17 protein-coding genes are annotated in these 16,584 nt (G+C 64.8%); all 17 read right to left on the bottom strand.

What is annotated here, in order from left to right:
* Positions 1–6: 6 nt before the first annotated feature.
* Complete coding sequence (locus ACLI1C_RS16065; RefSeq protein ID WP_411398523.1) at positions 7–3,225, bottom strand: DUF4815 domain-containing protein; 3,219 nt, start codon at positions 3,223–3,225, stop codon at positions 7–9.
* Positions 3,225–4,337 (bottom strand): phage tail protein, encoded by a 1,113-nt coding sequence (locus ACLI1C_RS16070; protein ID WP_411398525.1) that lies wholly within the window; start codon positions 4,335–4,337, stop codon positions 3,225–3,227. Before ACLI1C_RS16070 ends, ACLI1C_RS16065 begins: the two co-directional genes overlap by 1 nt.
* Complete coding sequence (locus ACLI1C_RS16075; RefSeq protein WP_411398527.1) at positions 4,337–5,200, bottom strand: baseplate J/gp47 family protein; 864 nt, start codon at positions 5,198–5,200, stop codon at positions 4,337–4,339. Before ACLI1C_RS16075 ends, ACLI1C_RS16070 begins: the two co-directional genes overlap by 1 nt.
* Before the next feature lie 8 nt (positions 5,201–5,208).
* Entirely contained in the window at positions 5,209–5,598 is a 390-nt protein-coding gene (locus ACLI1C_RS16080; RefSeq protein WP_411398529.1) for a GPW/gp25 family protein, read from the bottom strand.
* A complete protein-coding gene (locus tag ACLI1C_RS16085; RefSeq protein ID WP_411398531.1) occupies positions 5,595–5,777 on the bottom strand; it encodes a hypothetical protein in 183 nt (60 codons plus the stop codon). The genes ACLI1C_RS16080 and ACLI1C_RS16085 overlap by 4 nt, the downstream gene beginning before the upstream one ends.
* A 12-nt stretch (positions 5,778–5,789) precedes the next feature.
* Complete coding sequence (locus ACLI1C_RS16090; RefSeq protein WP_411398533.1) at positions 5,790–6,338, bottom strand: baseplate assembly protein; 549 nt, start codon at positions 6,336–6,338, stop codon at positions 5,790–5,792.
* The gene (locus ACLI1C_RS16095; RefSeq protein WP_411398534.1) at positions 6,335–7,138 is read right to left on the bottom strand and encodes a hypothetical protein; all 804 of its coding nucleotides are present in this window, start codon (positions 7,136–7,138) and stop codon (positions 6,335–6,337) included. The genes ACLI1C_RS16090 and ACLI1C_RS16095 overlap by 4 nt, the downstream gene beginning before the upstream one ends.
* Positions 7,139–7,158: 20 nt before the next feature.
* Positions 7,159–7,545: a hypothetical protein gene (locus ACLI1C_RS16100; RefSeq protein WP_411398535.1), complete on the bottom strand. Its 387-nt coding sequence runs from the start codon at positions 7,543–7,545 to the stop codon at positions 7,159–7,161.
* Positions 7,546–7,550: 5 nt separating this feature from the next.
* On the bottom strand, positions 7,551–7,883 hold the full coding sequence (locus tag ACLI1C_RS16105) for a DUF2190 family protein (protein WP_411398537.1): 333 nt from the start codon (positions 7,881–7,883) through the stop codon (positions 7,551–7,553).
* 88 nt (positions 7,884–7,971) lie between these two features.
* Positions 7,972–9,630: a hypothetical protein gene (locus tag ACLI1C_RS16110; protein ID WP_411398539.1), complete on the bottom strand. Its 1,659-nt coding sequence runs from the start codon at positions 9,628–9,630 to the stop codon at positions 7,972–7,974.
* Positions 9,631–9,711: 81 nt separating this feature from the next.
* Positions 9,712–10,353, bottom strand: a complete 642-nt coding sequence (locus ACLI1C_RS16115) for a hypothetical protein (protein ID WP_411398541.1) — start codon at positions 10,351–10,353, stop codon at positions 9,712–9,714.
* A complete protein-coding gene (locus tag ACLI1C_RS16120) occupies positions 10,350–11,870 on the bottom strand; it encodes a phage portal protein (RefSeq protein ID WP_411398543.1) in 1,521 nt (506 codons plus the stop codon). The genes ACLI1C_RS16115 and ACLI1C_RS16120 overlap by 4 nt, the downstream gene beginning before the upstream one ends.
* Positions 11,870–12,058 carry a phage head-tail joining protein gene (locus tag ACLI1C_RS16125; RefSeq protein ID WP_411398545.1) on the bottom strand — a complete coding sequence of 63 codons (189 nt, stop codon included), beginning with the start codon at positions 12,056–12,058 and terminating at the stop codon, positions 11,870–11,872. The genes ACLI1C_RS16120 and ACLI1C_RS16125 overlap by 1 nt, the downstream gene beginning before the upstream one ends.
* A 12-nt stretch (positions 12,059–12,070) precedes the next feature.
* Positions 12,071–14,173, bottom strand: a complete 2,103-nt coding sequence (locus tag ACLI1C_RS16130; RefSeq protein WP_411398547.1) for a terminase gpA endonuclease subunit — start codon at positions 14,171–14,173, stop codon at positions 12,071–12,073.
* Positions 14,170–14,784 carry a hypothetical protein gene (locus tag ACLI1C_RS16135; RefSeq protein WP_411399068.1) on the bottom strand — a complete coding sequence of 205 codons (615 nt, stop codon included), beginning with the start codon at positions 14,782–14,784 and terminating at the stop codon, positions 14,170–14,172. The genes ACLI1C_RS16130 and ACLI1C_RS16135 overlap by 4 nt, the downstream gene beginning before the upstream one ends.
* Before the next feature lie 140 nt (positions 14,785–14,924).
* Entirely contained in the window at positions 14,925–15,497 is a 573-nt protein-coding gene (locus ACLI1C_RS16140; protein WP_411398549.1) for a hypothetical protein, read from the bottom strand.
* 99 nt (positions 15,498–15,596) lie between these two features.
* Positions 15,597–16,187, bottom strand: coding sequence for a hypothetical protein (locus ACLI1C_RS16145; protein WP_411398550.1), 591 nt, complete (start codon positions 16,185–16,187; stop codon positions 15,597–15,599).
* Between the last annotated feature and the right edge of the window lie 397 nt (positions 16,188–16,584).

Here is a 16,584-nt window from a genome sequence, read left to right on the forward strand (position 1 = left end):
GCCTCCTTACATTGCGCCCAGGCCAAGATCGGCCGCACGCGGGCGGGCAGCAGGGCCGCCCGTCATGGTGATTTTCAACCGCATCAGATCGGCCGCCAGGGCATCCTTGCGATGGTTCTGCTCGACCCAGGCCGGATCCGGCGAAATCTCGGTCGCGAACAGAGGGAGATCCTGCCAGTCGTCATCGGCGTGATCGTATTCAAACGTCATCGCCGAGCCGGCCGGCAGCGACAGCTTGAGATAGGCCGAGACCCGATCGGCCGTGCTGATATCGAAAGCGCGGCTGACATAGGTGGCCTCGGTCGCGATCTCGCCGGCGATCAGCTCCACCGGCGCATAAAGGATCGGCGACAGCGTATTGGTGCCGGTGAGAACCGCCCGTAATGTCACCGTTTCGGTGATGAATTCGGGCAGCTGCAGCACCTGCCACGGCAACAGCCGGTAGATGCTGCCATTGGTGCGCTCGATCTCGAACACCACCGAGCAAGCCTGGCTCGGCAGATCCACCACGGCACGCACCTGCAGATCGCTGCAGTCGACCAGGTCGAAGGTTCCCAGCGCCACCGTCTTGGTGGTGACGGGATAGCGCGCCGCGACCAGGCGGAAGGCCAGGGCCTCATTCTGGTGCGGCGTCCAGGTGCGGGCATTGACCGACGATAGGCGCGGGCCAACCGGATAGGGGTGCACCGTCACCGGCTTTTGCAGCACCGCATCGAATCCACCCAGGGCCGCGATCGAGATCGAGTGATCCCCGTCATCGGTTTTGATGACAAAGGCATGATCGCGGTCATTGGCCGTGGTAACCGGCATATGGTAGCGCGCCGATTTCCAGCCGATGACGGCACCCGCCATCGACACGGTGGCCTCGGCCTCCATGTTGACGGTGGGGATGCCGTTCTCGACCGCCACCTGGTGCACCAGGACATGGTTTGACGTGTCGCCGATATTGCAAAGGTGGAAGTCGACGCCCACCAGCTGCCGGGTGCTGGGCAGCAGGAAGATCTGCGCCTGGGGGTCGCTCGAATTGGACGAAAACAGACCGCCCGAGCTGCCTTCGCTTTCGGGCGGCAGTGGTGGCGGGGCGACCCAAGTGTTGATGGTGGTCACCCGCCGCATCACGTCGACCGAAAGCGTGCCCTGGCCGGTGAACAGCGCCTCGGCCACGGTGCCGCCCTGGCCGATTGCCTGCACCGTTTTCGTGCCCGCAGTGACGCCGGCCGGGATGGTGAAGGCACTCGAGATCTCGCCATTGCCATCGGCGGTTTGCACGCCGCCCGGCTTCACGTTGACGCCGTCAAAGGTCAGCGTGTCGAGGATCTCGCCAGGGAAAAAGCCCGAGATCGTGAAAGCGATCGCCCGCTGGCGCAGGAAGGGCAGCGCCTCACTGCGCGAGCCCAGCGACTGCACCGCCGTCGACTGGTTCGACAGCGGGCCGCCCCAGGTCTGCAGCCCGCGCTGAAACTCCACGGTGGCATCAGATGCCCACTGGGTCGCGGTTTGCGTCCAGAAGTCGACGGCCGGCGTCAGGGCAAGGGCGCCCGGCAGCGGCAGAAAATTCTGGTAGGGGTTGATCTTTTCGCAGCCAGTCTTGAGCAGCTGCTCGACCAGCACTTCCTCGACCCAGTCAAGCATGACGGGCGCGATCAGATCCGCATCGTAGAAGGTCGGCGCGATGGCCAGCTGCAGGATGCGATTGCCCAGTGCCCCGGTCTGCGCCTCGCCGATGTCGCGATAAAAGTCGGACTCGAACGGGTCGACAAACATGTTTTTCTTGGCGGCAGGGTCGCGGCGATCGACTTCCGAGCGCAGGCGATCGAGCTGCTGCAGGCGCGACAGATCCTCGACAAAATTCCATAGCCGGCGCTGTTCCGAGACGCTGACGAAACGCACGCCGGTGCGCTCGCCGTCGACCTCGATCCGGGGCGTGTCCATCCAGTCATTGTGCACGGCGCAGAGCGGCAGCACGTTGCTGGGCGGCAGCGGCATCACCGGGTTGCTGGCGGCCGATACGCCATAGATATAGACCGGCGCCCCATTGGGCAGCAGACCGATGATGTCGATGCGCGGCAGCTTGTAGGTATAGGCCAGGATGACATCGCCACCGGCCGCGCCATCCGAGACGGTGACGGTGGTGTCGTCAAAGCTGTCCGCGACCACGCTGGCGCGATAGCGATAGGTGACGCTGTAGCTCGAACCGGCCAGGGGCTCGGCGCCGAGCGGCGCCCAGTCCACCCCGTTGCCGGTGCGAATGAAATCGGTTGTGGCGACATAGGTGGTGCCGCCCTGCACAACCGAGACCAGCTCGATCACCGAGGTGTCGGGCAAGCCGTCGATGCCGTTGGCGAGAACGCCGCGCGTCACCGAAACGGTCTTTTCCTTGGTCAGCAGGATCGAGGTGATGGTGTCGATCGGAAAGCGATCGACGGTGATCACCTGGCTGGCACCGCCCGCATAGGTGTGGGTTTCGCCAGGCACCGCGCCAACGTCCCAATCCTCGGGCTCGGCAATGCGCACGGCCGCGTGCCGCACATTCTTGTAGCCGCTGATATTGGCCTCGCCTTCCTCGATCGAGAAACGCTGCGCCCCGGCGTCGGCGCCGAGCGCGCTCACCCGGTTGCCCGAAACGATGTAGTGGCCATGCGGGCGGTCATAGACGGCGATCGCCTGCAGCACGCCGTTGAGCATGGGCGGGGGCGACTGATCGAGAATCGTGCCGTCCTGCAGCAGGTAGACCTGGTGAAACTCACCCTCGCCATCGTCGCCCTCAAGCGCCCAGGCGATCGTCGCGATCTCGCGAGCCGCACCGCCCTCGCCCTCGGCCAGCGAGCCGGGCACCATCCCGCGCAGGGTCGGATCATCCTCGGCCGTGATGGTGGTCTGCACCAGGCGCACGCCGATCTGCACGCGGCCCGTCATCGGCACGTCGACCAGGACGGCCTCGGCCACCGGGAACTCATCGCCGGCGACATAGATCTTGCCGGCCGTCAGCGTCACCGTCTCGGCGTCGATGTCGACAATGGCCATTGCTGCCTCGGTGCGATCGCCGTTTTTGGCGATCAGGCGACCGAGACGGTCATGGCGGCCGCGAATGACATCTTGCATCTCGTTCAGTTCGGCGCCCTGCAGCAGCGGGCGACGGCCGTGGAAAACCAGGCTCTGGATCTGCTGCTGTCCCTTCGCGCGGGAATAGGCAAAGGGCAGGCCGCTTTCATGTTCAAACGCCATCAGAACCTCATCACAATTTTGAGCTGCTCGCGCACCGTGCGCCGCAGGGGAATGGTGGTGGCCTGCACCGCGATCGCGGTGCCGCCGATGTATTGATCAGGCTCAAGCCAGAGCTTGCCGGGCTTGACGCCGGCCGCCAGTTCGCCGCCGACCACCATGGCGATCGAGGTGCAGACAACGTCAGCGGCATCATCGAACTGGGTCAGCGCCTCGGCATAGAGGATGCCGCCCGCCTGCTTGGGATCGTAGACCTGGCCGCCATGCTCATAGGCGCCACCAAATGCCACGCCGACAGGATGCACGGCCCGGCAGCGGCGATAGCCGATGACATAGCCGTCGCCGTCGAGCAGTCGCAGATAGAGGCTCTTGTCAGAGAACCAGCCGGCCATGATCGAGCGGCGCTGCTCGGCCGGGTCATCGATCCAGAGGAAATCCGCATCGATCCAGAGCAGATCATCGAGATCGATCCAGAGCAGCGGCGCATCTTCCACCGGCTCAAGCCAGTTGCCGATCGCCTGCCCCTCGATCTGGGTGAGCGTATGCTCAAATTCATGCGACCGACCGAATGACCAGAGCGTGCCGCCCTCGGTGATGGCGATGCCGCTTTCATGATCGAGCATGGCGCCATCGAGCGGCGTTTCGTCCAGCTCGACCGCGCCAACGTCATAGGCGAACACGCCGCGCCGCAGCTGCGAACGCTTGGGAACCGACAGGCCGGTGATCGCCTCAATGCGCTCAAGATCCGGCACGTCAGCGGCCGGCAGGGCAGTGAACCGCAGCTGGAATGAATTCCACCACGTGCGGCCGGTCCAGGCAGGCTCAATGGCCGCCGCGTAGCCGATCCATGCCAGACCGATGGCAACGGCGCTGACGGTGCCCCGCAGGCGCTGCCAGCGCACTCCCTCATCAATCAGGTTGTAGATATTGGGCACATAGGGCGTCAGCTCGCCCAGGCCATATTCCCAAACCAGAAACGGCAGCATCGACGCACGCGGCGACAGGTACTTGATCCGCCGCATCGCGGTGATGCTGCTGCCGATGACGGCGGCCGGCTCCATCCCTTCGGACAGGGCCACCTCAAACGGGGTCGCGTTCTGCGGCAGCAGCGACATCAGTAGTTCCGCCCTTGAATGGTGAGCGTCACCACGCCGAGCGCGGCCGCCTGGTTAAACGGGATCACGATATCGGCCACCGGGGTGACCAGCTCGATGCGGTGCACGCCGTCGCGCTGCAGCTGCGCCGTCAGCCAGCTGCTGGTGAGATCTCGACCCAGCAGCATGTCGCGCGCCCATGCGGCGCGCAGATAGGTCTCGATCTCGGCGATGATGCCCTGCGGCGCCTGCGGCAGCAGCCAGACATTGGCGGTAACCGGAATGGTCTGCTGCGCCGCACTGGCCACGACGATGGTGTCATTGACCATGCGCACGGTCGGCGCCTGCAGGGCGGCATCGACCTTGGCCAGCAGCGCGGCATCGGCGATGCCGCCGAGCGCCGTCGAGAACACGGCCACATGAATGGTCGGATCTCGGCCGATCGTGTAGACAGTCGCGTCGGCGACCTGCACGTCAGCGCCCAGGGCAATCGCCCGATAGCGCGCCTCGGTGCCACCGGTGGAGCGCCCTTGAATGGACAGCACCACCCGGCGCCGCAGGGCATCGTCGGTCTCGCCCACCAGGCGCACCACGTCATACCACTGCGCCAGCACGTCGAGATCCCCGCCCGTCGCATAGGCCAGGAACCAGGACTTGATCGCCTCATTGACGCGCTGCCGCAACAGCACATCCTGATAGGCCGCTACCTGCAGCAGGATCTGCGCCGGATCTGTTTCGAGATCCTGCACGTCATAATCGATGCCAGCTGCAGCGAAGATCTCGACCAGGCGGATCTTGAGCGCGTCATAGCGCGCCTCATAGCTGATCGTTTCCACCAGGCTGGGCGCCGGCAGATTGGCAAGTTCTGGTGGTAGGGTGGTCATTGGGGATCCTATTGGATTTGCACGCGGGCGCCGAAACGAACGGTGAAGCTGCGCACGCTGTCGACAGTGAAGTCACCGGCCAGGGCGCGGGGGCGCCAGTCGACCTCGACCCGCACCCCGGCCTTGCCGAGGCGCACATCAGTGGGCGTGGCCGCCACATAGACGCCACGCACCCGGAACCGGGGTTCCCAAAGATCGATGCCCACGGCCAGCAGCAGCTGCCAGGCGCCGAACAGTGCCGGCGTCATCGCCCGGCCCAGCAGCTCGGCCAGGCCGGCGCCGAAGTGCCGGCGCATCACGCGCTCGCTGATCCGGGTGGTAAAGATCACCTCGACCGCCTGCAGCGCGGAATCATAATTGCCGATCAGCTGGCCGGTGTGCCGATCGACCCCGCTCATGACGCGACCTTGCGCCGGGATCTGCGCGCCGGCTTGGCCGGTGCCTCGACCTCGATCCGGCCATGGGCCAGGTCATAGAGGGCCTCGGCTTCTGTCAGCGTCACCTTGCGGCTGGTGGGCACCTTCTTGCCGTTGATCTCGGCAACGCCCGGCGCCACGCGATAGATGGTTTTCTGCATTGGAAATCTCCCTTAGTCGACCGCGTTCACCACGCCCGAACCTTCAACAATCGGCCAGAGCCCGGCCGAGGATCCGCTGCCGACATTGACCATGTCGCCGATGCGCGCCACCGGCTTGCCACCGGCGCCGCCCAGATCGATCTGGGGCGCGTTGACGGTCACCGCGACAGCGGCGTCGATCGTCAGCGAGCCATCTTTGCCGATCGTCAGCTTGACGCCGCCGAACTCGATCACGTTCTCATCTAGGCTGTTGCTGGGTGGCGGATTGTCAGCGGAAAAGCCGCCGCGCAGCAGCACGCCCTGGCGGGGATCCCCGCCCGGATTGATTACGCCGACGATCTGCCCCTTGCTCAGTGGCGCCCAGGTCGAGGTGGCGCCGCCCGATTCAGGGTGCGGATAGAACGGCGACAGAAACGGTTCCCCATCGGCACCGTTTCCCCATTTGATGCGGAAGCCCTTTTCGGCGTCCACCACCTCGACCGGCCCCACCCGAAGGCTGCGGCCGAAAATCGTCTTGAGCTGCTCGATGTCGGCGCGCTGCGCGAGGATCTCGGAAATCATAGATCCACGCCCTCGCGTCCCTCGACCTCGATCGTCGCATCGGCCAGCGTGCCCGGCTCGCCGGTATCGGTTGCCATCGGCCGCGTGCCCAGCAGGGCGATCGATTGGGCGTTGGACATGCCCAGCTCGCGCTGCACCAGTTCCCAATCGGCCACGTCGCCGGCGAGGGCCTGCTCGATCGCTGTCTTGACGGCGAGCAGGTGCGGCTTTTCGCTGGCCGCCAGAGCCGCCAGAAAGGGCTCATAGGTGGTGCCGGCAATGTTGGCGCCCTTGATCGGATCCTGCACCAGCCCTGCGCGGATCCGCAGCTCATGAGCGGCGAGGCGGGTGCCATTGGTCACCTGGCCAACGCGCGAGCGCTCGATGCCCGAAATGTCGGTGATCAGGTTGCGCGCCAGCTCGGCCCATTCGTTGGCCGGATCGGTCAAGGCATCGGCGACCTGGCGCATCATGACATCGAGCGAAAGCTCCATGCCGGCATCGGTGGGCGGCAGGCCGACCCCGAGGATGATGGTGGCGCCGGTGGTAGGGTCGATCTCCCCCATGGTGGCGGAGATCCCGCCCTCGATCACCAGCTCGACGCTGGGATCGCCGAACAGCATGCCCAGGCCATTTCCGGCGCCGATCGCCCCGCCATCGGTATAGACCGACAGAAATGGCCGATCTTGGTCGCTGCGCAGACTGCCATCGGCGTCGAGATCGAGGGCCGAGATCTGGCTGTCGAGCACGTTATCGCCGGCCAGGGTCTGGCCGCGCAACGCCTCTTGCACGGCGATCCGCAGGGCAATGCGAGTAAACATCGGTTCAATCCTTGGGTGGCCTAGCTGGCTTTTGTCGTCAGCGAGATCTGGGCGACGATCTGATCGGCGCCCTTGCTGTCGACCGACACGATCTCGAACCATGGCTGGCCGGTGCGATCGAGCCCGCGCACCTTGTCGCCGGTGAGCAGGCGCTGCCCCTCGAAATCGACCTTTTGGATGATCAGCAAACCGACGCCGGCCATCACCTGGGTGGAGAATTGCGAGCTGCTGCGCCCCAGCTTGCCATCGGCTTCCTCGGGCAGGTGCAGCTGCGCCTGCAGCTCGGGAATGATCGGCCGCTCTGGGTCGATCGCCCCATTTTTGAAAAAGGACAGGCAAACTGGCTCGCCGAAAGCACGGGCGGCCGTGCTGGTTGCCCGCGCTGTCAGGTCTCGCCAGTTTGCCATGGCCCTTAGCTCGAAAGCCGCACAGAGCCGGTTGCGGAGGGATTGTCCGCAACGGCCGCCGCGTGCCCGACCAGCTTGTTAGCCCCGGCCGCAGCGGCCGTTGTGAGCTTGGCAGCGACGGCGTCCCAGTAGATCGAGACGCCAACAGTCCACGCCTGCGCGCTCACCTTGGGAAGGTTTTCATAGACGCCGACAAAGTGCACCACGACCTCTTGGCCGGTGACGGCGTCATGACCGGCAATGCCGACGATATCGCCGACCAGAACCGGATTTCCGGACAGCACGTCGACTGCAGCAACCACCGTCATGGTGGCGCCGGAGAGAAGGAAGTTTTTCATTTTGGGGATCCCCTTGGATCAATGAAATGGGATGGGCAGAGCCAGCGGCGCATCACGCGCCGCTGGTCATAGCAGTGCCGGCCAGGGCCTATGCGGCGCCGGCGTTCTTGTAGGCGAAGCGATGGTCGATCGCGCCGGCACCGAAGTCATGCTCGACCGACATGCCAAAGCCCTGGGTGCCGAAAGGTTCTTCCATGCGCACGCGCGGCGCCTCGTAACCTTCCAGGTAACCCCAGCGCCAGTTGCTGCCCAGTTCGGGGGCGCCGATCAGGTGCCAGGCATTGCCCTCGATCTGGCTGGTCTCGATCGGCACCAGCTTGCCCGAGAACGGGTTGACGCTGGCGGCCGTCGCCGGCGTCACCGAGGCCACCAGCTTCTCGGCATCGGTGGAGCGATCCGGCCCGGTGAGCAGGAACCGCGGGCTGTTGGACAGCAGCGCATTGCCGTCGATCGACTTCTGCTTGCCCATGGCGGCGCGACCCTTGCCGACATTGTCGACATCGATCGCGGTGCCGGCCGCTGCCAGGTTGGCGTGGTCGGCGTGGAAAACGGCCTTGCCGTCAGCCAGGGCCGCATTGAAGGCCAGAGCGTAGAAAGTCACTTCCTCGAACAGGGCCACCGTGGCGCCGTAGCTGGCAAGCAGATCGGCGATCGCACCCAGATCGTCATTGATCAGCATCTGGCGCGAGATCTGGATCCGGCGCGCATAGCTGAATGCCTGGGTGGTTTCCTTGCCTTCGCCGAAGGTGCCGGCCTTGATCTCACCGGTTTCCAGAACCTTCTGCAGCATCGGGAAATCACCGATACGCACCGAGTTGTGCGGGCGGAAATCCTTGAAATTCCGCTGGCGCGCGAACTGCTTGAACGTGGGCTGCGCCAGGGCGTAGCGACCTTCAAGGGCCTTGTTGAGCGCATTCTCGAACACATTCGGGAAATCCGAAGTCGAGTGCGACGCGCGCGTCAGGATCTCATCGATATTGCGCCCGTTGAGAATGCGGCCGCTGCGATAGTTGATGCTCTCGGCAGCAAGGTCGATCAGTCCGCGACCCATGAACTGGCGGGCCGCCTCGGTCGGGCCTGTGGCCGGAACGATGGCGCCGAGGCTGTAGGACAGCGCCTCGGTCATCGCGGCGCGGGTGGTTTCCTGGGCATCGACGCCGAGCTGGGTGCGCACCTGGGTCTGCTGCCGGGCCTGGCCGCCGACCAGGCTGTCAAACAGCTGGCTGCGGAAAGCCTCGACCGTAACATTGCCCTCGATCGCGGCGCGGGCCAGAGCCGGCTGGCCGGCACGTTCGGCGAGATCCTGCAGCGCCAGGGTGCGGGTGGTCTCGGCGGCCACGGCTGCAGCAGTGTCGACGGAACGCTGGCCGGTGACAGGCGGCACGGGCGCATCGTCGGTCTCGCCGGCAGCTTCGCGCTGCTTGATTTCCATTGCCAGCGTGCGGATCTGACCGAGCAGCACTTCATGCTCACCCTCAATGGCGCGAACCTTGTCGGCTTCCAGGCCATCGGCCAGCTCGGCGATCTTGGCCGTGGCCTTGCCCTGCAGATCCGTCAGATTGCTGCGCAGCACGGCCAGCGGCGTGAATGCGAGGGCGTGGGGTGCATTGGCGAAGGCATCGCGAAGCATGTCCCCTGCGCCGGCCATGTGCTGGCTGGCGCCGATCGCGTCCGGCAGCAGGGTGAACGATGCGAAAAGAGCAACGGCAAGCATCAGGCCTACCGCCAAGAAAATATTGGTTTTCATAACCAGGTCTCCAGTGTGGGTTTTCCGGGGCACTTGACCGTCTCCCTGCAGCCCCGATGGTGCAGGCGGTAGATCGGCACGTCAGGCGATGAACTGGGCCTGGCGCATACGCATTCGGGCGGCCGCAGCCGCCGTGGTGTTTTCGGCCTGCAGCTCGAAAAGCTGCTTGCCATCCTCGCTGCGAACGCCTGCAGCAGGATCGGCCGGCACGGTCACAAAGGAGATCTCGAACGGCGCCCAGCGCTGCGCGATGACCTTCTGAACATCACCGCGCTTTTCGGGCTCGATGATCTTGATTTTCTGCAGCGAGTAGCCGCACGAAACATTGCGCACGATGCCATCGGCGATCAGCGAAAACAGCCGATCGGCGTTGGCGTCGATTCCCTCGACGGGAAAGCGGATCAGCGCCCGCGCTTCCTGCCCATCGATCCACGCCTTATCGACAACGGCGATCTGGCTCTGGGTCGAATAGCGCGAGTGACTGTCGAGAACCGGGGCGCCGGCATTGAGCCGCACCATGTCGATCGCGGCGCGGCTGATCGTCAGCACCTCATCGAAATCGACAATCTTGTCCCAGCCCTCATAGCGCCGGCGCCGCACCGGGGTCTCGGTGGCAAACACCACCTCGACCGTGCGCTTGGCCGCGTCGACCTGGTTGGAAATGCCGGCGCTGCTGCGGATCTGCATCGGCAGCGATGCCGGCACGTGACTGGCTACGTTCATTCCCCATCTTCCTTTTTCGGTTTGCCGGGTTTGGCAGGCTGCAGGTTCTGCTGGCCGGCCTGCGACATGACGCGCGGGTCGGTGTCGAGCACCAGGCCAAGCCTGTCGAAACGGGCATTGTCCTTGGCCATCTGTTCGGCCACGGCGTCGGGATCCTCGCCGCGCTCGGCCACGGCCGCCGACCAGGATTTGAAGCCCGAGCGCACCTCGCCCTTTTGGGCGTTGAGATCGCGCTGCGGATCTGCGGAGTAAAACCGGGGGGGCACCCAGGTATATTCAACATCGGTGCTGTCGATCGCGCCGGCGAGATAGGCCGCCTCAATGAACCAGCCGATCATCGGCTCGCAGAGCATCGGGATGATGATCTGCCACTGCAGCTGCGAGATCATGCGCTTGAACACTTCAAGCCCGACCTTGCTCGATGAATAGTTCACCTTGTCGAGGCGGCCGGTGAGGATGAAATGCGGGGTGCGGAAGCCCGCCGCGATCGTATGTTCCTCGGTCTCGACGTAGCTCGCATAGTCACCAGTCACGGCCGGCTGGGTGAACTTCACGTCGCGGCCGCCAATGGCGTTATAGATGCTACCCGGCGAGACCTTTTCGACCCGCTGGCCATGCACGTCATAGATGCCGGGATCTTGCCCAGCTGCGCCCGTCAGGGGCACGCCGATCGCATCGTCGGGATCACCACCGGTCATGATAGCGACCAGGCACGCCTCAAGGCGCTTTCGCACCCGCTCGGCTTCCCGATAGCCCTCTAGATCGTAGAGCGCCGCGATGACCGGGGCGCCCCACGGCACGCCACGCACCTGGGTGCGCTGCTTTTCAAAGACATGCGCGATCTCGTTTGCCGGCACCGGCTTTGACTGCATGGATCCCATGCCACCCAGCAGCTTATTGCCGGGGTGCTGGTCGAGCAGCCAGTAAAATTTGCGCCGCCCATCCTCATCAAACTCGATGCCTTGGATCGCGTTCGTCGCGCCCATGAAATTGGCATCCTTGCGGCTGTCGATCTGATCGGCCTCGATCACCTGCAGCTGCAGGGGGATCGGCAGGCCGCTGTCGAACCGGCGCCATTTCTTACGCACCAGGCCCTCGCCGGCCTCGAACATTTCGCGAGCGGCCAGCGATTGGATGCCATAGAAATCCTGCACCCCATCGGCATCGCAGGTTTTCGACCAGAGATCATAGGCCGCCTTGACCTTGGGATCCTTGAACACTGGCATGATCCCGTCACCGATCGCGTGGGTGACCAGGACAGCGACGGCGTTGGCGGCCAGCGGATTGTTGCGCACCAGGTCGCGCATGCGGTCGCGCAGCAGCTGGCCGGCCGCGCTCACCTCGGCATCGGCCGAGGTGGTGCGGGTCTGCAGGCTCGACCGCAGGCGGCCGCGATCGGCGCCGGTATAGCTGCGCTCAAGCTCGGCCAGCATGGCGCGGCGAGCGAACCGCCGCACGCCTGCCTTGGGCGAGAAATAGCCGATCGTGCGATCGATAAGGTTGCGAGATCCAGCCATCAGAACGCCACCAGGTTTGTGCGCGGGCCACCGGCCTTGCGGGCTTTGAGTTTGGCGAGCGCACGCTCCATCTGATCGGTCGACTGATACTCGATCTCTGTGCGCACACCCTGCGATTGCGTCACGATCTTGCGCACGCCTGCGGCGATCGCTTCCTCTAGGGAGGCGATCTGTTCATCGATCGTCATGGTGGGTTGTCCTTAGATCCAGTCGCTTGGGGCGATTGTGGTTTTCACTTGGGCAGCAGCCTCTCGCTGCTGCGCCTCGAACGGGCCGCCGCCCGTCTCAAACAGATCTTCCGTCTTTGGCTCGCCATGCACGGCGAGCAGCAGCTCCACCCAGCGCTGTTCTGTCAGCTGCAGGCGATGCTGCAGGTGCCAGGCCAGGGCCTTGGCGTAGACCGCCACGTCGAGCCAGTCATTCGGCCGGCCGACGATCTGTTTCCACTGCCGTGGCGCATGCGGATTGATCAGGTGCCGCGCCCGGCGCTTGACCGAGTTGCGGGCCTCTTCCTCGGGATCCACCAGGCGCTCGGCCGTCAGCTCTTTGATGAAGGCTTCATCAGCAAGCTCGGGCGTCAGGTGCATGGTGTTACGCGGCCAGGCGCCGGTTTCATTCGTGCCGGCGACCAGGTTGGCCAGACCGGCCATGATCGCCGATTTGATGTCGAACGAATAAACCGGATAGAGCAGCGCCTTGGCGATCGCCCGGCCCCGCATATCCTTGACGGTCTGCTTGGTGGGCGAGCCCAGCCAGGCAGCGCCGGCCTTGCGTGGCCGGCCGTCGAGGGCGAACACATTCGGCCGCGACCGGCAGAACATGTAGACCCGATTGGTCGCATAGCCCGAGTCAACGCCAGACAGGTCAATGCCCTTGTCGACGCCACCGGTTTTGTAGGTTCGCCCGAGCGCATCGGCCAGGGCAATCCATGGTTCATCGGACTGATCCGGCGAGCCCTCGAAAACCTCTCGATCGAGCAGCCACATCTGATCGCGCGGCCCGACCGCCCAGGCCGCCCATTTGATGCCGTAGCTCTGCACGTCAGCCGTCGAGATGATCAGCGCCGCATGCGCCGGCAGCACGCTGCGCGGATAGTGGGTGCCGCGTGTAGCCTCGACGATCTTTTCCCAGTCGATCGCCTCGCCGCCCGGATCGTAAGGCAGCGCCAGATCCTGCTGCGAAAAGGTGCGCATTTTGGTGGTGTCACCCTGCGCCTCGGTCCAACGGCCCCAGATATCGTGCCAGCGCTCGCGTGGGGCGTATGCCGCCCACAGGTGATAGCTCGGCTGCCAATTGCGGCAGCGGCCCTCACAAGGCTCGCAGAGCCACTCGGCGAGATCCGCAGGCTTGATCACCTCGGGCACCGGCTCGGCGTCATCCTCGGCCACGCGCGTGGCAATCCAGCGGGCGCCGGCGAGCAGATCAGCCTTGTGGCCATCCTGCAGCACGCCATCGCAGGCGAGGCACCGGAAATGCGCCGGCAGGCCCGCCGCTTCGTCGGCACCGCGCATCTGCTCGAACTTGAGCGGATGGTAGGCGCCGCAGTGCGGGCAGGGCACGTAGAGATAGCGGCGATCGCCGGCGTCGAAATCCTCGGTGATGGCGCACTCGCCAACCTCGCCGGGCGTCGAGCCCTGCCATTCCTTGGCAAGGTCGCCATACATTTTCTGCCGGGCTCGCGCCTGGTCGCGCGGACTGCCACGGCCATCCACGTCGCGCGGATAGCCGGTGATTTCGTCCATCGCCAGATACTTGATCGAGACCATCTGCAGGCCCTTTGAGGAACCGGCATTGACGATCTGGCAGAACCCGCCCGCGTAGCGCTTAAAGCTGGTGGTCGATCCCTGCTCATCGCGGCTGCTCACCGGCATCACCTTGTGCCGGATCCGGGGCGATGCCTCGATCGTCGGCTGCAGCTTGACGCGGTTGAACTTGATCGCTTCCTCAAGCGTCGGCAGCACGATCATCATCGAGCCCGGCGCCTGGTCGACCACATAGGCGAACCAGTTTTCGATCGCCGTAGACTTGCCGAGCTGCGCCGCCCAGCGCGCGGTGACGCGCCTGGCCGGGTGATCGGGGTGCAGGCAATCCTGCGGCTCGCGCAGATAGGGCACCCGGCTGATCCGAAACGGGCCAGGCCAGGGCGAGCCCGAGGCATCCGACACAACGCGATAGCGCTCGGCATGCTCGGTGATGGTCAGGTTCTCGATGGGCTTGCTGGCCTTGACCAGGGCAGCAAACAAAACTTCCTCGCCGTGCGGCAGACCGGGGAACTGATCGCGCAGGGTGAGGTGAACATTCATTGCAGCGAGGCCATCGGTTCCTGAAATTCCTCGCCAGCATCCTGGGCTCGACGCCGGCCATCGAGCCGGCCGAGCAGCTCGCGATGAAACACGTCCACGCCGACATTGGCGAAATTCTTGAGGGCCAGGCGCACCACGCGCTCATCCCATCCATATTTGAGCGACAGCGCGGCCGCCTCGCCCTCAACCGCTCGCTCAAAGGCGTTGCGCATCATCACCAGGGCGGTCTGCCCGGCCTCGGCCACTTCCGTCACGATGGTGACGCGCGCCAGGCGCTCGGCCAGATCCAGCTCGCGCATCTGCGCCACGGCCTCGCGATCGCGAGCTGCGGCATTGGCCTGGGTCAGGTTCGACCCGCCACCAGGTGCCGGCGCCGGCGCGGCCGGGTCGGCAACGTCGAGCCGCAGGGTTTGCGCCTGCAGGCGCACGTTGTCCGCGCGATGCTGCGACAGCACTGCAAAATCGATCAGGTTCGACTTGCCCTCGCGCCTGGTGGGCAGCGCCTCGGCGTGCTGGCTGACATAGCGCGACAGCGTCGACCGATCGACCTGATCGCCAGCGGCGTTCAACCGCTTGGCCGCCTCGGTGATCGAGATCCATTCCGAAATCATCACGTGCCGCCTCATGTGCAGCACACGTGCAAGCACGTGTGTCGCGTGTACCTCATTCCAAATCGCGCACTAGAAGAAACCCGCAAGTCCGCCGACCCGTAGGCCGGCAGGACGGCGGGAGGACCCAACCGGGGGGAGGGTCAGCGACCGAACCGCCTGATCAGCATGGCCTCGACGCGGGTGCGCAGCAGCGGTGCGGCCATGCGCTCGAAGGCGGCAAGGGTAGCCCCTGTCGTCATCTCATGCGGGATCACCACGTCAGACCGCGCAAAGGCCAGCTTGCGGCCCGCCCTATCCAGGCGGCGCATGACATGCCCACCGAAGGCCGCCACCCCCACCCGGTTGGGGAAGCGGCCGCCCTTCATGAAGGTGCCTGCGAACAGGGTGCGCTTGCCGAATGGCTTGGCCACCACACCCGCCCGAGTTTCTCGCGGTGCGAGATACTTCAATCGGATCTGGCCGCCGCGCGTGGTCATTTCATAGGACAATTTGCCATTTGCCCGAGCCGTTGAGGGGTTGCCCACGGCCTTGACGATGGTCTTGCGCGGCAGGCCGGTCTGGGCTGTCAGGTGGCGGATGACCTGGGTCTTGGCCCGGTTTCCCACCTGGTTGACGATGCGAGGCAGGATCAGCGGGCTTTCCCGGTTCACCTGCTCAAGCAGCTCGGCATAGCGGGCGAGGTGCTGATCGGCCCAGCGCATGCTGATCATCATGGCACCCGCCCAAAACAAAAGAGGCGAACCGCTTTATGCGACTCGCCTCTGGTAGACCTATTTCGTTGTGGTGAAGCTATGTCAAACTTTCTCTCCCGGTCAACTGGGCTCGTGAATACGCCTAACAGCTGCGTTCCACGGCGCTGCAGAGCGCGCAGGCGGGCTGGCCCGGTGATCCACCATTTCCCGGTTGAGCAGCGGCACCAGCTCGCACAGCGAGACATGCCAGAGCCGGTAGATCGCGCGGGCTTCCTCGACCAGGATCGGGTTTGTGCCATGCAGCTCTGGCGGCGCCTCGCCCAGATCGCCACGCTGGCGCACCGGGTCGCGCCATCGGCGCTTGGGATTGCCGGCACGGTCGAGCGGCACCACCCACTCGCCCGGCCCTTCGGGATGCCAGTAAGGCTCGGTGGCGGTGCGCGCATGCTTGATCACATAGACCCAGGCTTCCGGGGGCAGCGCCATGACCGCATCATAGATCACCGCCGCATCCTCATGGCAGCTGTCGCTGACGAACATGGCGCCGGCCGTCGAGGTGTCGACCCGCGTGCCGAGCGCCATTACCTGGCCAACCGAGCAGGTTGATGAAAAGCCCTGCTGCATGGGCCGCAGGCTGCTGGCGACGGCCTCGACCCGTTGATCCCGAAACGCCCAGACCAGCAGATCCTCAACGTCTTTGAACTCAGCCATCAGCCTTTAAGCCCCATATTGTCCAACCTCTTGCGAGGGTTGCGAGGTTTCAAATCAAACCTCGATAATAAATAGATGAACGCAAACAAAGACTTGTGAGGGTGGTGAGAGTTGCGAGGGTTTGCCTTATGTGACGCAACTCTTTTTTGGGTTTGCCTTGGTTTGAAAGGCGGCCCCCGCCCCCTTTCGCAGACTATATGCGAGACCAAACCCCGCAAAGGTCGCAAAAACGCGCCAACACATTGATATTGCTGTTGTATTCGGGTGTGAGATTTCGCATTCGTCCCTCGCATAACTCTCGCAACCCTCTGTCGACCGCGACAGCGGGCGAGGGTTGCGACTTCCACTTCTCTGCCCCGACAGGAGGGGTGCGGGGCGCGGCGCTAGCGGCGCGTTT

It is taken from the genome of Devosia sp. XGJD_8 (assembly GCF_046614475.1).
Taxonomy (GTDB): domain Bacteria; phylum Pseudomonadota; class Alphaproteobacteria; order Rhizobiales; family Devosiaceae; genus Devosia.

What these genes read in the sequence shown, in the direction of transcription:
- ACLI1C_RS16065 (WP_411398523.1), bottom strand. Translation starts at nt 3,225, where the DNA reads ATGGCGTTTGAACATGAAAGCGGCCTGCCCTTTGCCTATTCCCGCGCG.
- ACLI1C_RS16100 (WP_411398535.1), bottom strand. Translation starts at nt 7,545, where the DNA reads ATGGCAAACTGGCGAGACCTGACAGCGCGGGCAACCAGCACGGCCGCC.
- ACLI1C_RS16070 (WP_411398525.1), bottom strand. Translation starts at nt 4,337, where the DNA reads ATGTCGCTGCTGCCGCAGAACGCGACCCCGTTTGAGGTGGCCCTGTCC.
- ACLI1C_RS16105 (WP_411398537.1), bottom strand. Translation starts at nt 7,883, where the DNA reads ATGAAAAACTTCCTTCTCTCCGGCGCCACCATGACGGTGGTTGCTGCA.
- ACLI1C_RS16135 (WP_411399068.1), bottom strand. Translation starts at nt 14,784, where the DNA reads ATGATTTCGGAATGGATCTCGATCACCGAGGCGGCCAAGCGGTTGAAC.
- ACLI1C_RS16085 (WP_411398531.1), bottom strand. Translation starts at nt 5,777, where the DNA reads ATGCAGAAAACCATCTATCGCGTGGCGCCGGGCGTTGCCGAGATCAAC.
- ACLI1C_RS16145 (WP_411398550.1), bottom strand. Translation starts at nt 16,187, where the DNA reads ATGGCTGAGTTCAAAGACGTTGAGGATCTGCTGGTCTGGGCGTTTCGG.
- ACLI1C_RS16115 (WP_411398541.1), bottom strand. Translation starts at nt 10,353, where the DNA reads ATGAACGTAGCCAGTCACGTGCCGGCATCGCTGCCGATGCAGATCCGC.
- ACLI1C_RS16095 (WP_411398534.1), bottom strand. Translation starts at nt 7,138, where the DNA reads ATGTTTACTCGCATTGCCCTGCGGATCGCCGTGCAAGAGGCGTTGCGC.
- ACLI1C_RS16090 (WP_411398533.1), bottom strand. Translation starts at nt 6,338, where the DNA reads ATGATTTCCGAGATCCTCGCGCAGCGCGCCGACATCGAGCAGCTCAAG.
- ACLI1C_RS16120 (WP_411398543.1), bottom strand. Translation starts at nt 11,870, where the DNA reads ATGGCTGGATCTCGCAACCTTATCGATCGCACGATCGGCTATTTCTCG.
- ACLI1C_RS16075 (WP_411398527.1), bottom strand. Translation starts at nt 5,200, where the DNA reads ATGACCACCCTACCACCAGAACTTGCCAATCTGCCGGCGCCCAGCCTG.
- ACLI1C_RS16140 (WP_411398549.1), bottom strand. Translation starts at nt 15,497, where the DNA reads ATGATGATCAGCATGCGCTGGGCCGATCAGCACCTCGCCCGCTATGCC.
- ACLI1C_RS16130 (WP_411398547.1), bottom strand. Translation starts at nt 14,173, where the DNA reads ATGAATGTTCACCTCACCCTGCGCGATCAGTTCCCCGGTCTGCCGCAC.
- ACLI1C_RS16080 (WP_411398529.1), bottom strand. Translation starts at nt 5,598, where the DNA reads ATGAGCGGGGTCGATCGGCACACCGGCCAGCTGATCGGCAATTATGAT.
- ACLI1C_RS16125 (WP_411398545.1), bottom strand. Translation starts at nt 12,058, where the DNA reads ATGACGATCGATGAACAGATCGCCTCCCTAGAGGAAGCGATCGCCGCA.
- ACLI1C_RS16110 (WP_411398539.1), bottom strand. Translation starts at nt 9,630, where the DNA reads ATGAAAACCAATATTTTCTTGGCGGTAGGCCTGATGCTTGCCGTTGCT.